At 45.3% G+C, this 13366-nt stretch carries 10 protein-coding genes; 9 read left to right on the forward strand and 1 reads right to left on the reverse strand.

Going from position 1 to position 13366, the window contains the following annotated elements:
- Positions 1–198 precede the first annotated feature (198 nt).
- From ATB74_RS16715 to ATB74_RS16755, 9 genes are all read left to right on the forward strand, one after another.
- Positions 199–1647 carry a YfcC family protein gene (locus ATB74_RS16715; RefSeq protein WP_061019195.1) on the forward strand — a complete coding sequence of 483 codons (1449 nt, stop codon included), beginning with the start codon at positions 199–201 and terminating at the stop codon, positions 1645–1647.
- An 805-nt stretch (positions 1648–2452) separates the two neighbouring features.
- On the forward strand, positions 2453–3676 hold the full coding sequence (gene arcA, locus ATB74_RS16720) for an arginine deiminase (RefSeq protein ID WP_060983418.1): 1224 nt from the start codon (positions 2453–2455) through the stop codon (positions 3674–3676).
- 71 nt (positions 3677–3747) lie between these two features.
- A complete protein-coding gene (gene arcC, locus ATB74_RS16725) occupies positions 3748–4659 on the forward strand; it encodes a carbamate kinase (RefSeq protein WP_061019196.1) in 912 nt (303 codons plus the stop codon).
- A 141-nt stretch (positions 4660–4800) separates the two neighbouring features.
- Positions 4801–5811, forward strand: a complete 1011-nt coding sequence (locus ATB74_RS16730; RefSeq protein WP_061019197.1) for an ornithine carbamoyltransferase — start codon at positions 4801–4803, stop codon at positions 5809–5811.
- Positions 5812–6287: 476 nt separating this feature from the next.
- Positions 6288–7217, forward strand: a complete 930-nt coding sequence (gene pyrB / locus ATB74_RS16735) for an aspartate carbamoyltransferase (protein WP_004729720.1) — start codon at positions 6288–6290, stop codon at positions 7215–7217.
- 15 nt (positions 7218–7232) lie between these two features.
- Positions 7233–7697, forward strand: coding sequence for an aspartate carbamoyltransferase regulatory subunit (gene pyrI / locus ATB74_RS16740; RefSeq protein WP_060983419.1), 465 nt, complete (start codon positions 7233–7235; stop codon positions 7695–7697).
- Positions 7698–8023: 326 nt separating this feature from the next.
- Positions 8024–8512, forward strand: coding sequence for an arginine repressor (locus tag ATB74_RS16745; protein WP_060983420.1), 489 nt, complete (start codon positions 8024–8026; stop codon positions 8510–8512).
- A 175-nt stretch (positions 8513–8687) separates the two neighbouring features.
- A complete protein-coding gene (locus tag ATB74_RS16750; RefSeq protein WP_061019198.1) occupies positions 8688–10535 on the forward strand; it encodes a protein-disulfide reductase DsbD in 1848 nt (615 codons plus the stop codon).
- A gap of 211 nt (positions 10536–10746) precedes the next feature.
- A complete protein-coding gene (locus tag ATB74_RS16755) occupies positions 10747–11376 on the forward strand; it encodes a response regulator (protein WP_048605445.1) in 630 nt (209 codons plus the stop codon).
- Here the strand turns inward: ATB74_RS16755 and ATB74_RS16760 are convergent.
- Positions 11373–13124, reverse strand: coding sequence for a potassium/proton antiporter (locus ATB74_RS16760; RefSeq protein WP_061019199.1), 1752 nt, complete (start codon positions 13122–13124; stop codon positions 11373–11375). The two genes, ATB74_RS16755 and ATB74_RS16760, sit on opposite strands and share 4 nt — an antisense overlap.
- Between the last annotated feature and the right edge of the window lie 242 nt (positions 13125–13366).

The raw sequence follows: 13366 nt of genomic DNA on the forward strand, positions 1-13366 counted from the left end.
AATTCCAACGTAAGGAATAAAATAACCGCAGCTAAAATAAATCTAACTTCATTTGGATTGGTAAATATAAAAACATTAAATTAAAACATCCAACTTTATATCGTTGAATATTTTATAAGTGTCAAGGTATTTACAATCTATAAATCATTAGTCGCTAATTCACATCACTTCTATTGAAGATGATGTAAGGAGATAGCCATGACAACTCAAACGATACCAAGCGAGAAAAAAAAGGGCGGCTTCTTTGCCAACTTTAAATTCCCTTCTGCCTATACCATTCTATTTATTCTCATTGCGTTCGTCGCTCTGCTTACCTGGATTGTTCCAGCAGGCCAATACGACCGCGCAATGAATGAAGAGCTAGGTCGAGAAGTACCCGTAACCGGCACCTATCAAGCGGTAGAAGGTAACCCTCAAGGCGTGATTGATGTACTGCTAGCGCCTATTGATGGCTTCTACGACCACAATAGCTATGAAGCGGCAGCTATCGACGTTTCACTATTCATCTTAATCATCGGTGGCTTCTTAGGGCTAGTAACCAAAACAGGCGCCATTGATGCAGGTATCGAACGCGTTACCGCCCGCTTAGAGGGGCGAGAAGAGTTGATGATACCAATACTGATGGCACTGTTTGCCGCTGGCGGTACTGTCTATGGCATGGCGGAAGAGTCACTGCCCTTCTATACATTGCTGGTGCCTGTAATGATGGCTGCTCGCTTTGACCCTCTTGTTGCAGCTGCGACCGTACTACTTGGTGCAGGGATTGGGGTACTGGGCTCAACGATTAACCCATTCGCAACCGTGATCGCTGCTAACGCCTCTGGTATTCCATTTACAGACGGTATCGTGTTGCGTATTGCGATGTTGATTATTGGTTGGGGGATTTGTGTTGCCTACGTGATGCGTTACGCAAGAATGGTTCAAGCCGACCCAACAACATCGATTGTCTACGACAAGTACGAAGAGAACAAAGCGCACTTCTTAGGTAATGCAAGCGGCGAAAAACTTGAGTTCACGGCAACTCGCAAACTGATTCTGACCATTTTTGCTGGCTCCTTCGCTGTAATGATTTACGGTGTATCTGTTGCTGGATGGTGGATGGCTGAGATCTCAGCGATGTTCCTAGCAGCGACCATCATCGTCGGTATTGTCGCTCGTATGAGCGAAGAAGAGTTTACCACCAGCTTCATTGACGGTGCCCGCGACCTACTTGGTGTAGCGCTTATCATAGGTATTGCACGTGGTATCGTAGTTGTGATGGACCGCGGTATGATCACCGATACGATTCTCTTTTCTGCAGAACAAATGGTGACTGGCCTTTCTTCAGTTATCTTTATTAACGTTATGTTCTTCTTAGAGATTCTACTGTCATTCTTAGTACCGTCGACGTCAGGCTTGGCAGTGCTCACTATGCCAATCATGGCACCGCTGGCTGACTTTGCAGGTGTAGGTCGTGACCTTGTTATCACGGCTTACCAATCGGCATCTGGCTTGGTGAACCTAATCACCCCAACCTCTGCGGTGGTAATGGGTGGCTTGGCCATTGCTCGTGTCCCTTATGTACGCTGGGTTAAATGGGTAATGCCATTAGTCGGTATCTTAATGGTGTTCTGCATTGTTGTACTGAGTATTGGTGCGCTGATCTAATTCAAAACACCCTATCCCATTATCATCCCAAGCCGCTTCTATAGCGGCTTTTTTTATTAGTACTTCTTGATGTAGTCCCCATCATTCAAACACCCCTCAAAGCTGTACAGTCGATATTTAAGGCATGTTTCCTTAGTAGCAAAGTTCAACTAAACCCAAAACACTCGCAATAGAAGAATCTATCCTATTTTTAAACATCAAATTAGCTTGATGAAATAACACTCTATTTTCAGCCATGATGTTTAAAAAAATAGTTAGTCACTTATTAGAGTTAATTATATTTAAAGTAATTTACAGTCTAATAAATAGATGAGGGTTAATGCCATTTTTTATCAAAAAACACTCTTAAACAGCCGATTTTAAAATGTGATCACAACAGCTTTATTCGCATTTACTTTGTTAATAAATAATTAATTCCACATTCAAAATTAAATATCTAAATAGAAACATTGCATACTTCCAAACTAAGTACACTCTTATCAATAAAATTATTCTGCATATAATCCCTAGCAAATTAGATTCTAGGAAGCTTCATCAAAAAAGCGTGCATAAAGTTCCCTATCAGCTAACTATTTAGAATGTAATCGTCATGACTAAAAGTGCATAAAGTTTGTTAAAACCCTTAATTTCAAAGGGCTGCAGGATAAAAATTGATTTGTGATAGATCTCTAAGAATACCTGACTAGCAGGCGTAATATTAATTCCAGACAAGAGACATGAATAAAATAATTCATTCTTCTCAACTGAAAATAAATAATTACTCTTAGCGATAAAAGTAATTCAAATATATAAGAGAGAGACGATCATGAGTAAGTTCTATGTAGGTTCTGAAATAGGTCAATTACGCCGCGTTCTAGTTCACCGCCCAAGACGTGCACTGACTCACCTAACACCCTCTAACTGTCACGATTTGCTATTTGATGACGTACTGGCTGTTGAGCGTGCAGGTAAAGAGCATGATGCATTTACTAAAACACTACGTGATCAAGGTGTTGAAGTTCTTCTTCTTACTGACCTACTAGCAGACACACTAGCAGTGCCAGAAGCAAAAGATTGGCTTTTGAATCATCAAGTTTCTGATTACCGCTTGGGTAAAACTTTTGCTAACGATGTGCGTTGCTACTTAGGCGACTTACCGAACCTTGATCTAGCAAAAATCCTAACGGGTGGTCTGTCTTACGCTGAGATGCCAATGAAATCATCTTCAATGATGCAAGGCATGCACGCACCGACCGACTTCATTATCGAACCGCTACCAAACCACCTATTTACTCGTGACACATCTTGCTGGGTATACGGTGGCGTATCTATCAACCCGATGGCGAAACCTGCTCGCCAACGTGAAACCAACCACGTTCGCGCTATTTACCGCTGGCACCCAACATTCGCTGGCCAAGACTTCATTAAATACTTTGGTGATGAAGAAAATATCAGCTACGACAACTCAACGATTGAAGGTGGTGACGTTCTTGTTATCGGTCGTGGCACAGTTCTTATCGGTATGTCTGAGCGTACAACAGCACAAGGTGTTGAGCACTTAGCGTCTAGCCTATTCAAACACGGTCAAGCGAAACAAGTTATCGCAATGCAACTACCAAAACACCGCTCTTGCATGCACTTAGACACCGTTATGACTCACATGAACGAAGATACCTTCTCTGTTTACCCTGAAGTTGTAAGTAAAGACGTGCAGTGCTGGAACCTAACTGGCGATGAGTCTGGCGCAGTGAAAGTAAAAGAAGAGGGCTACTTCGTAACGGCTATCGAAAAAGCACTTGGCGTAGACAAGCTAAACCTAATCACGACCGGTGGTGACAACTTCCATGCAGAACGCGAACAGTGGAACGATGCGAACAACGTTCTTACCGTTAAACCAGGCGTTGTTATTGGCTACGAAGGCAATACATACACCAACGAAAAATACGACAAAGCAGGCATCACGGTTCTTCCTATCCCTGGAGATGAACTTGGCCGCGGTCGCGGTGGCGCACGCTGCATGAGCTGCCCAATTGAGCGTGATGGTATCTAATCACTAAGACGAAACGGCCAAGTTGAACAACCTTAAATAATCTCAGCTTGGCCAAATGAGAGAACACAATTATGACTAAGCAAACTGTTGTTGTCGCACTCGGTGGAAACGCCCTACTTCGTCGCGGTGAGCCGTTAGAAGCCGATGTTCAGCGCCGTAATATTGAAACAGCTGTTAAAACCATCTCTGAAATCGCGAAAGTGTACAACGTGGTTTTAGTTCACGGTAATGGTCCACAAGTTGGTTTACTTGCTCTGCAAGGTTTGGAATACAAAAAAGTAAATCCGTATCCGTTGGATGTGTTGGGCAGTGAGACTCAAGGCATGATCGGCTACATGTTGATGCAGGAGTTCAAAAACTATCTGCCTAACCGCAACATCTCATGCATGTTGACGCAAATGACAGTTGATCCAAACGATCCTGCGTTCGCAGATCCAACCAAGCCGATTGGCCCGATCTACGAAGAAGCTGAAGCGCGTGAATTGGCAGAGAAATTCCACTGGATCGTTAAACCAGACGGCCAACACTTCCGTCGCGTGGTGCCAAGCCCACGCCCTACTGGCATTGTTGAGCACGAAGCAATCACCCAACTTATCGATGCAGGCCACCTAGTGATTTGTACTGGCGGCGGTGGCATCCCAGTCAAAAAAGAAAACGGCAAATTAGTCGGTGTTGAAGCGGTTATCGACAAAGACATGTCAGCGGCTTTCTTAGCGAAACAACTGGATGCGGATGCGCTGCTTATTTTGACCGATGCTGACGCTGTTTACCTTGACTGGGGAAAAACGACTCAACACGCACTGCGTAGCACTACACCAAGTGAACTGGCGCAATTCGAATTTGATGCAGGCTCAATGGGGCCAAAAATTGAAGCGTCGTGCGAATTCATCCAACAAGGCGGCAAGGTCGTCGGTATCGGTGCGCTCGAAGATGGTTTGCAAATCCTGCAAGGCCTGGCGGGCACCAATATCACCAAAGATTAATCCACTCGCGAGCTTTTCAAGCCTTGCGAGAAAACTGAATCACCGTTTGAACTGAAATTAATACACAAAAATTGAATCGCGCTTTCTTGAATTTTCTTTCCCTGTAACAGGAAAGCGCCTAAATCTAAGAAGGAATACATCATGGCTTTTAACCTACGCAATCGTAACTTCCTAAAACTACTAGATTTCACTCCACGCGAAATTCAACACTTGTTAGATCTTTCTATGGAGCTAAAAAAAGCGAAGTACAACGGTTACGAACAGCCAACACTGACTGGCAAAAACATTGCACTTATCTTTGAGAAAACCTCAACTCGTACTCGCTGTGCATTTGAAGTTGCGGCATTCGACCAAGGTGCTCGCGTGTCTTACTTAGGCCCATCTGGCTCTCAAATTGGCCACAAAGAATCAATGAAAGATACCGCTCGCGTTCTTGGCCGTATGTACGATGGCATTGAATACCGCGGCTTCGGTCAAGAAATCGTTGAAGAGCTAGGCGCTTACGCTGGAGTTCCAGTATGGAATGGTTTGACTGACGAATTCCACCCAACTCAAATCTTGGCTGACTTCCTAACCATGACGGAATACGGCCGTGGTAAACAACTGCATGAAATCAGCTTTGCTTACCTAGGCGATGCTCGTAACAACATGGGCAACTCTCTGATGGTTGGCGCAGCGAAAATGGGTATGGATATCCGCCTTGTAGCTCCAAAGCAATTCTGGCCACAAGAAGAGCTACTAGCTCAATGTCGTGAAATCGCAGAACGCACTGGCGGCAAAATCACGCTAACAGAAGATGTTCAAGAAGGCGTGCAAGGTTGTGATTTCCTATACACCGATGTTTGGGTATCCATGGGCGAAGCGAAAGAAGCATGGGCTGAGCGTATCAACCTAATGATGCCTTACCAAGTGAACATGGAAATGATCAAAGCAACAGGCAACCCACATGTGAAATTCATGCACTGCCTACCGGCTTTCCACGGCGAAGATACAACAGTCGGTAAGCAACTTGCTGCTGAATATCCGCAACTTAAAGATGGCGTAGAAGTGACAGATGAAGTAGTCGAGTCTGAATACTCAATCGTATTCGATGAAGCAGAAAACCGCATGCACACCATCAAAGCAGTCATGGTTGCGACACTAGGCAGCTAATAAGTTAATAAATTAAAAAGTTAAGCACTCACTTGTTCGCAAGACATTGACAAGTTAAGTGCAATAACAGGGAAATGCGGGTGGCGTTCTTGGGATTTTGACCTTGGATAAAACCCGCATTTTTTTTCATGTACTAAAAAAGATTATTACCTGAAAAACCCTGAGATTCGCAGTTCCGACAAAGGCTTAAATGAAAGCTATAAACGGACGTAATTTCGCATAAAAATCCATTAAATGAATACTTTACAGAAAGTATTGCATGGCCTTTTTATCTGAGTATAATCCTCCGCAATTTGTCTAAAGAGAGCAAAAAATGAACCGCAATTCTGTCGCACATAATTGTCAAACTACACGCCAAAGAGTGGCGTTAGTGTCATTTTTATTTTGCTCTATTGATCGTTTTGAAGCCTCCTATTTTTAGGGGGCTTTTTTTTGTCCGCAATTTGGCTGTATGCATAGAAAAAGGAAGACCCGTTATGGCGCATTCGTTATTTAACAAGCACATCATCTCCATTCCAGAGCTCTCTCGTGATGAACTGGAGCTTATCGTCGATACTGCAGCAAGACTCAAAGCAGAGCCAAACCCAGAGCTGCTGAAAAATAAGGTGGTTGCGAGCTGCTTCTTTGAGCCTTCAACTCGAACTCGCCTTTCATTTGAAACCGCAGTTCAACGCCTAGGTGGCACGGTCATCGGTTTTGATAATGGCGGTAACACGTCATTGGCGAAAAAAGGCGAAACACTTGCCGATTCGGTGCAAGTTATCTCTTCTTACGTTGATGCCTTTGTGATGCGTCATCCACAAGAAGGCGCAGCACGTTTAGCCTCTGAGTTCTCTAACGGTGTGCCAATTGTGAATGGTGGCGATGGTGCCAATCAGCACCCAACGCAGACCTTGTTGGATCTATTCTCGATTTACGAAACGCAAGGCACGCTCGACAACCTCAATGTGGCATTCGTTGGTGACCTAAAATATGGCCGCACCGTGCACTCATTGACGCAAGCACTATCAAAATTCAATAACGTACGTTTCTTCTTTATCGCGCCAGAAGTGTTAGCGATGCCTGATTACATCTGTGAAGAACTGGAAGAGATGGGTATCCAATACAGCACCCACAGCAGCATTGAAGAAGTGGTGCCTGAGCTGGATGTGCTGTACATGACTCGCGTACAGAAAGAGCGCTTTGATGCATCAGAATACGCGCACATGAAATCGGCTTACATTCTAACGGCTGATACGCTGAAAGATGCACGCCAAAACATGAAAGTGCTTCACCCACTACCACGTGTCGACGAAATCACAACCGATGTAGATAAAACGCCACACGCTTACTACTTCGAGCAAGCTGAAAATGGTGTGTATGCTCGCGAAGCCCTATTAGCCCTAGTTCTAAACGACACTTTATAAGCAGGAGAAACAGTCATGGTTAAACAAACTCAGCTACAAGTAGAAGCCATTCGTAACGGCAGCGTCATTGACCACATCCCTGCTCACCTTGGGATCAAAATCCTCAAGCTGTTTAAATTGCACAAGACCGAGCAACGCATCACCATGGGGTTAAATTTGCCATCATCAGCACTGGGTCATAAAGATCTGATCAAGATTGAGAACATCTTTCTAACCAAAGAACAAGCCAACCAATTAGCTCTGTATGCTCCGCAAGCGACGGTGAATCAAATTGAAGAGTACAAGGTGGTCAACAAGCTAACACTGGTACTGCCAGACCAAATCAATAGTGTGTTCGCTTGCCCAAATAGCAACTGTATTTCGCATGGTGAGCCTGTTGAAAGTAGCTTTAAAGTGCAGCTTAAACAGGAAAACGTGCAGCTAAAATGTCACTACTGTGAAAAAGTATTCTCTCGCGAGATCATGAGTGAAATTCGCTAAGCCTTAGCGCCATTATCTCGGCCTCCAAAGCACCCTAATATTAATGGATATTTATGCCAAACTCGGAATAAATATCCATTCCACAAAAGAATAAAACTCCAAAATAAAAGCGATTAACTAGAATTTTATTTGGTGATCCCCTTCAAAAAGATAACTATCCTTTAGTGGTAGACTAAGTGAATAGACGATCATATATCACGCATACCTTACCTCTTCATTTCGAGGTTCATCGGTAAGCCTAATTGACAATCGTACTCTACGGCTTTGGGAGTACGCTCAGCGCTATGGACAAGCGATATTCACATGTTGACCTTAAGGAGTTGTTCATGAACCCAATCACTGAGCACGGTTGCTTGTATTCAGCTGAAGATAAAACACTGACTGCAGCGTGCAAACGTTTACTACAACAACAAAGCTTCTCAACCCAGAATCAACTGCGAGAGAAACTCGTCGACATTGGCTATACAGGCATTAGCCAATCGACCGTATCTCGGATTTTGTCACAGCTTGGCGTTGTCAAAATTCAAAACGCTTGCGGTAAAAAGGTTTATTGCATCACCGTAGAAAGTGCACCGGTACGTGTCGATGCCTCCATCTCATCACAAATCGAATTCATTACTCATAACCAAGCAATGGTGATCGTAAAAACAAACCCTGGTTGCGCGCAACTAGTGGCAAGGTTAGTTGATATCGACCCACATACCGAGATTATCGGTACCGTTGGCGGCAATGACACTGTGCTCATTATTCCGAAAGACACAATGAACATTGATGCTTGCGAACAAGTAGTAAGAGCACGCTTAGGTGTTGCTTAAATGTCTTATTGGCAAGTGCTATTCACTGCAGTAGCGCTGCTACCCCTCTCTCGACAGCCTAAGAAAGTGGCTCACCCGCCCTAGCGGATATTTGCTGGTCGATGAAACTAATCACAAACTATTACGGTCTGATTGAGTTAAGATACCTTCAACTCCATTTTGATGACTAAACAGTATGCGACGACTTGCCACATTACTTTTTGTTTGTGTTTCCCTGTTCACCCAGCCTGCGTGGGCGCTTTTTGGGAATGACAACGCCGAGCCAAGCTTCGGAGGCAATAACAATGGTTTTGTCCCTGTAGACCAAGCTTTCCCTTTCAATTACTACCAGCAAGACGGTAAAGTCCTTCTTGATTGGCAAGTAAAAGAGGGCTACTACCTCTATCAACATAGCCTCTCGTTCACCGGGCAAAATCTCGCTATCGGTAATGTTGAATTAGAAGATGGTAAGCCACACCAAGATGAATTCTTCGGTGAGGTGAGCATTTATACTCAGCCGTTATTCGTGCAAGTTCCTCTACAGAGTTACCAAGATGGCTCACGGCTGATCGTTAAGTATCAAGGCTGTGCAGACGCAGGGTTCTGCTACCCGCCAGAGATTCGAGTGATCGACATTGAACCGTTTACAGCAACAGGTTCTGCTAATTCGCAAGGTAGTGACTCACAAGCTTCACCTTCTGCTAGCAACGAGACCGGTGTCTCTACGCAAACAACATATCCGGAAGCAGACGTTGTAAGTAACACCACTCAACAGCCAAGTGCCCCTGTTTCAAAAGAAGCAGGATTAGCCGATAAGCTTGGTGATAGTTGGTGGACCCCTCTATTATTCTTAGCACTCGGTGTTGGTTTAGCCTTTACGCCGTGTGTGCTACCTATGTATCCGATTCTAACGGGTATCGTGTTAGGTGGTGGCAAGCTCAGCCAAGGTCGCGCTTTGATGTTGTCCTTCATCTATGTGCAAGGCATGGCGTTAACCTACACCTTATTAGGTTTAGTGGTTGCTTCTGCAGGCATGCAGTTCCAAGCTGCTATGCAGCACCCTTACGTGTTGATCGCGCTGAGTGTTCTGTTCGTGGCGTTAGCGATGTCGATGTTTGGCGTTTATAACCTGCAACTGCCAAGCAGCATCCAAACTTGGCTTAACAATCAAAGCAACAAGCAGCAAGGTGGCAATAGCTTGGGCGTGTTCGCGATGGGCGCTATCTCTGGCTTGGTGTGTTCACCTTGTACCACCGCACCACTATCTGGTGCGCTGCTGTATGTGGCTCAGAGTGGCGACCTATTTACCGGTGCGATTGCTCTGTATGCGTTGGCTATGGGTATGGGTATTCCGCTGATTTTAGTTGCGGTATTTGGCAACAAGTTACTGCCAAAAGCGGGCAGCTGGATGGACAAGGTGAAGATCGTATTTGGCTTTATCTTGCTTGCCGCGCCTATCTTCCTGCTAGAGCGTATTATTCCTGAGCTGTGGGCAACCGTGCTTTGGTCTGGCCTTGGCTTCATCGCCTTTGGTTGGCTTTACCACAGCAAAAATGCACTGCCATTTGGTGGCTGGAAGCAGAGTGCTGTGGGTATCATCGCGATGCTTGGCCTGTTCGCATCAGCTCAACCTGCGCTAAATTACTGGTTTGCAGAAAAGAGCATAACGGTAGAACAGCACATCCAATTTGCACGCATCAATACGGTTGAAGAGCTCGAAATCCAGCTCATCGAAGCCAAGAAACTCGGTAAGCCTGTGATGCTCGATTTCTACGCCGATTGGTGTGTGGCGTGTAAAGAGTTCGAGAAGTACACCTTCCATCAAGCTGATGTGGAAAACAAGCTTTCTGACTTCGTACTGCTACAAGCGGATGTAACGAGAAACATGCCTCAAGACATTGAACTGCTTAAACAATTACAGGTACTTGGCTTACCGACGATTGAGTTCTGGGATGGCGAGGGTAACCATGTTCCAAATGCTCGTGTAACCGGTTTTATGCCTGCCGATGTATTCTTAAAACACATGCAAAACCACCAGCTATAACGACAATATTCACTAAAATATAGCCGAATCGAAAGCCGCACCGCCCCTCCGTAACGAGATGGCAGTGCGGCTTTTTTGCTATTCAGAGTAATGATTTCTTATTCCGGGGATAAAAGTCGATATGGTTCAGACTTTTAATGCATAGATATTGTCCACATACTCAATCAGGATGATAATAAATATTAACTAAATTGTTAAAAGTATGAACGTCATGGACTCGACCTATACCATCATCATTGCTGATGACCACCCTCTCTTCCGCAACGCCCTGTTTCAGTCAGTTCATATGGCGATCAGTGGTGCGAACCTGCTTGAGGCCGATTCTCTCGATGCCTTACTGACTCTACTAAAGAAAGAAGACGAGCCGGATCTATTACTGCTCGATCTGAAAATGCCGGGTGCCAATGGCATGTCAGGCTTAATTCAACTACGCGCTGAATACCCAGATTTACCGATAGTGGTGGTCTCTGCCAGTGAGGATGCCAGTGTGGTCACACAGGTGAAGAGCCACGGTGCGTTTGGCTTTATTCCTAAGTCGAGTGATATGCGTGAGTTGGTGAGTGCACTGAATCAAGTGCTAAATGGCGACCCGTTCTTCCCTGAGGGGCTTATCACTAATAATGCAGCTTGTAGCGACCTTGCGGAAAAAATTTCCACACTGACACCTCAGCAGTACAAGGTATTAGGGATGCTTTCTGACGGCTTGCTTAATAAGCAAATCGCCTATGAATTGAATGTTTCGGAAGCGACCATCAAGGCACATATGACGGCCATCTTCCGTAAACTGGATGTGAAAAATCGTACTCAAGCGGTTATCTTGCTACAAGAAGTCCACAATTAAGCTTCACTGATATCCTCTTCTAAAGTCGTCTTAGGTAAACATAAGCCCAACCTGACGACTTTATGATCATCTATCTCTGCAACCACCCAAGTGATGTCATGCCACTCGAAGCTATCGCCCAATACAGGGTGTGCGCCAAGCTCTTGAGCAACTAATTGTTTTAGAGTCATTTCTCGCTCTTCTTGCAAGCCAAGTTCAATACCATAACAATCACTCACTGCAGCAACCGATAGCTCAACATCCAAGAAGAAATCACCAAAGAATCGAGCCGCTTCTTCTGCTAGAGGTGCCTCACTGAACAACGCACTTAAGCTGTCCAAATCTTTGTCTTGACCAAGCACACATAGGATATCGTTCGCCTCTAACACAGTGCTGCCTGATGGGTGAAGCATGGCATCTTGTCGAAACAGTGCCGTAATCCGCGTCCCTTCTGGCATAGATAAACGCTTAAGCGGCTCGCCGACACACCACTTCTCGTCTTTCAATTTGTAAACAAACATCTCCCACTCACTGGTCGGATAAATCTCCATACCGGTACGAGAAATCGGTGTTGGCGTCGGGGGTAAAGTCACTTGAGCGAGTCTTGCGACTTTCATCAAGCTACCGCCTTGAACAATCAACGAAACCATAACCACGAAGAAGGCGATATTGAAATACAACTGAGCATTAGGCAGGCCTGCCATCATCGGGAATACAGCCAAAATGATCGGTACTGCACCACGCAAACCCACCCAAGAAACAAACCAGCGTTCCTTGGTGGTAAAGCTTCGAAATGGCAGTAAACCTAACCAAACCGACAGCGGACGAGCAAACAAAATCATACCGAAGGCCAGTGCTAGCGCAGGCAGAGCAATATCCATCAGCGTCGATGGCGTCACCAATAAACCCAACACCAAGAACATCACGATCTGGCTTAGCCACGTCATGCCATCAAGGACATTAAGAATCGAGTGTCGAGAGCGTGTCGGACGATTACCAATGAACAAGCCCACTAAGTAAATCGATAAGATACCGCTGCCGCCAAGCATGTTAGAGAAGGCAAACAGAGCTACACCGCCACTAAGCACTAGAATCGAATACAGGCCATCAGCCAGCTGCACTCGATTGATTAAGCTCCACAGCACCCAACCACCACCAAGGCCGATAAGCGTGCCGACACCAAACTGCATCGCGAAACTTTTCAGTAGGAAGTTCATTCCCATCTCGGCATCTGGGGTGCCAAGTAGCGCAATTAAGGTCACTGTCAGGAAGACTGCCATTGGGTCGTTGGTACCCGATTCGATCTCTAAGGTTGAGCCCACACGCTCATTGAGGCTTTGCCCTTTCAACAAAGAGAATACCGCTGCCGCATCGGTGGAGCCAACAATCGCGCCCACCAAAATGCCCTGCATCAGTGACAGGTCGAACAGCCAAGCAGCCATAAGTCCGGTTAAGGTCGAAGTACAGGCCACGCCTATTGTGGCTAGTGAGAGCGACGGCCAGAAAGCGACCTTAAAGCTTGCAACCTTGGTTCGCATACCGCCATCAAGCAGGATCACGGCAAGTGCAAGATTACTCACCAAGTAAGTGAGGGAGTAGTCGTCGAAATTGATGCCACCGGGCCCATCTTCACCGGCTAACATGCCAACGAAAAGGAAGATCAAAAGAATAGGAACGCCCAATCGAGAGGACACTTGCGAAAAAAGCACACTGATGGCGATGAGTACGGCACCAGTTAAAAATAAGTGGTTGATGGTTATTGCGTCCAATTCGTCCCCCCAAAGAATAAAACCCGAGTTTTAAGCATGTTGAACTTCTGCCGCCAAGCAAGGTGCGGTCGGTAAAAGTGCCGCAGATACTATAACAAACTTATGTTTCGCTTCGTGTCATATGCAGGACTAAATACCGTTTCTCGGTCATTTAGTTGTTAAATTTTATGACTCGCCCCCTAATTCATGCGTTTTTGTTAGACCTTAGGCTAATTTAACAACATTGTAACATCACATTTTTC

Source organism: Vibrio splendidus (genome assembly GCF_001557875.1).
In the GTDB taxonomy this organism is placed as follows: Bacteria; Pseudomonadota; Gammaproteobacteria; order Enterobacterales; family Vibrionaceae; genus Vibrio; species Vibrio splendidus_F.

Coding starts and splice junctions, on each gene's coding strand:
- ATB74_RS16715 (WP_061019195.1), top strand. CDS start 199: ATGACAACTCAAACGATACCAAGCGAGAAAAAAAAGGGCGGCTTCTTT.
- arcA (WP_060983418.1), top strand. CDS start 2,453: ATGAGTAAGTTCTATGTAGGTTCTGAAATAGGTCAATTACGCCGCGTT.
- arcC (WP_061019196.1), top strand. CDS start 3,748: ATGACTAAGCAAACTGTTGTTGTCGCACTCGGTGGAAACGCCCTACTT.
- ATB74_RS16730 (WP_061019197.1), top strand. CDS start 4,801: ATGGCTTTTAACCTACGCAATCGTAACTTCCTAAAACTACTAGATTTC.
- pyrB (WP_004729720.1), top strand. CDS start 6,288: ATGGCGCATTCGTTATTTAACAAGCACATCATCTCCATTCCAGAGCTC.
- pyrI (WP_060983419.1), top strand. CDS start 7,233: ATGGTTAAACAAACTCAGCTACAAGTAGAAGCCATTCGTAACGGCAGC.
- ATB74_RS16745 (WP_060983420.1), top strand. CDS start 8,024: ATGAACCCAATCACTGAGCACGGTTGCTTGTATTCAGCTGAAGATAAA.
- ATB74_RS16750 (WP_061019198.1), top strand. CDS start 8,688: ATGCGACGACTTGCCACATTACTTTTTGTTTGTGTTTCCCTGTTCACC.
- ATB74_RS16755 (WP_048605445.1), top strand. CDS start 10,747: ATGGACTCGACCTATACCATCATCATTGCTGATGACCACCCTCTCTTC.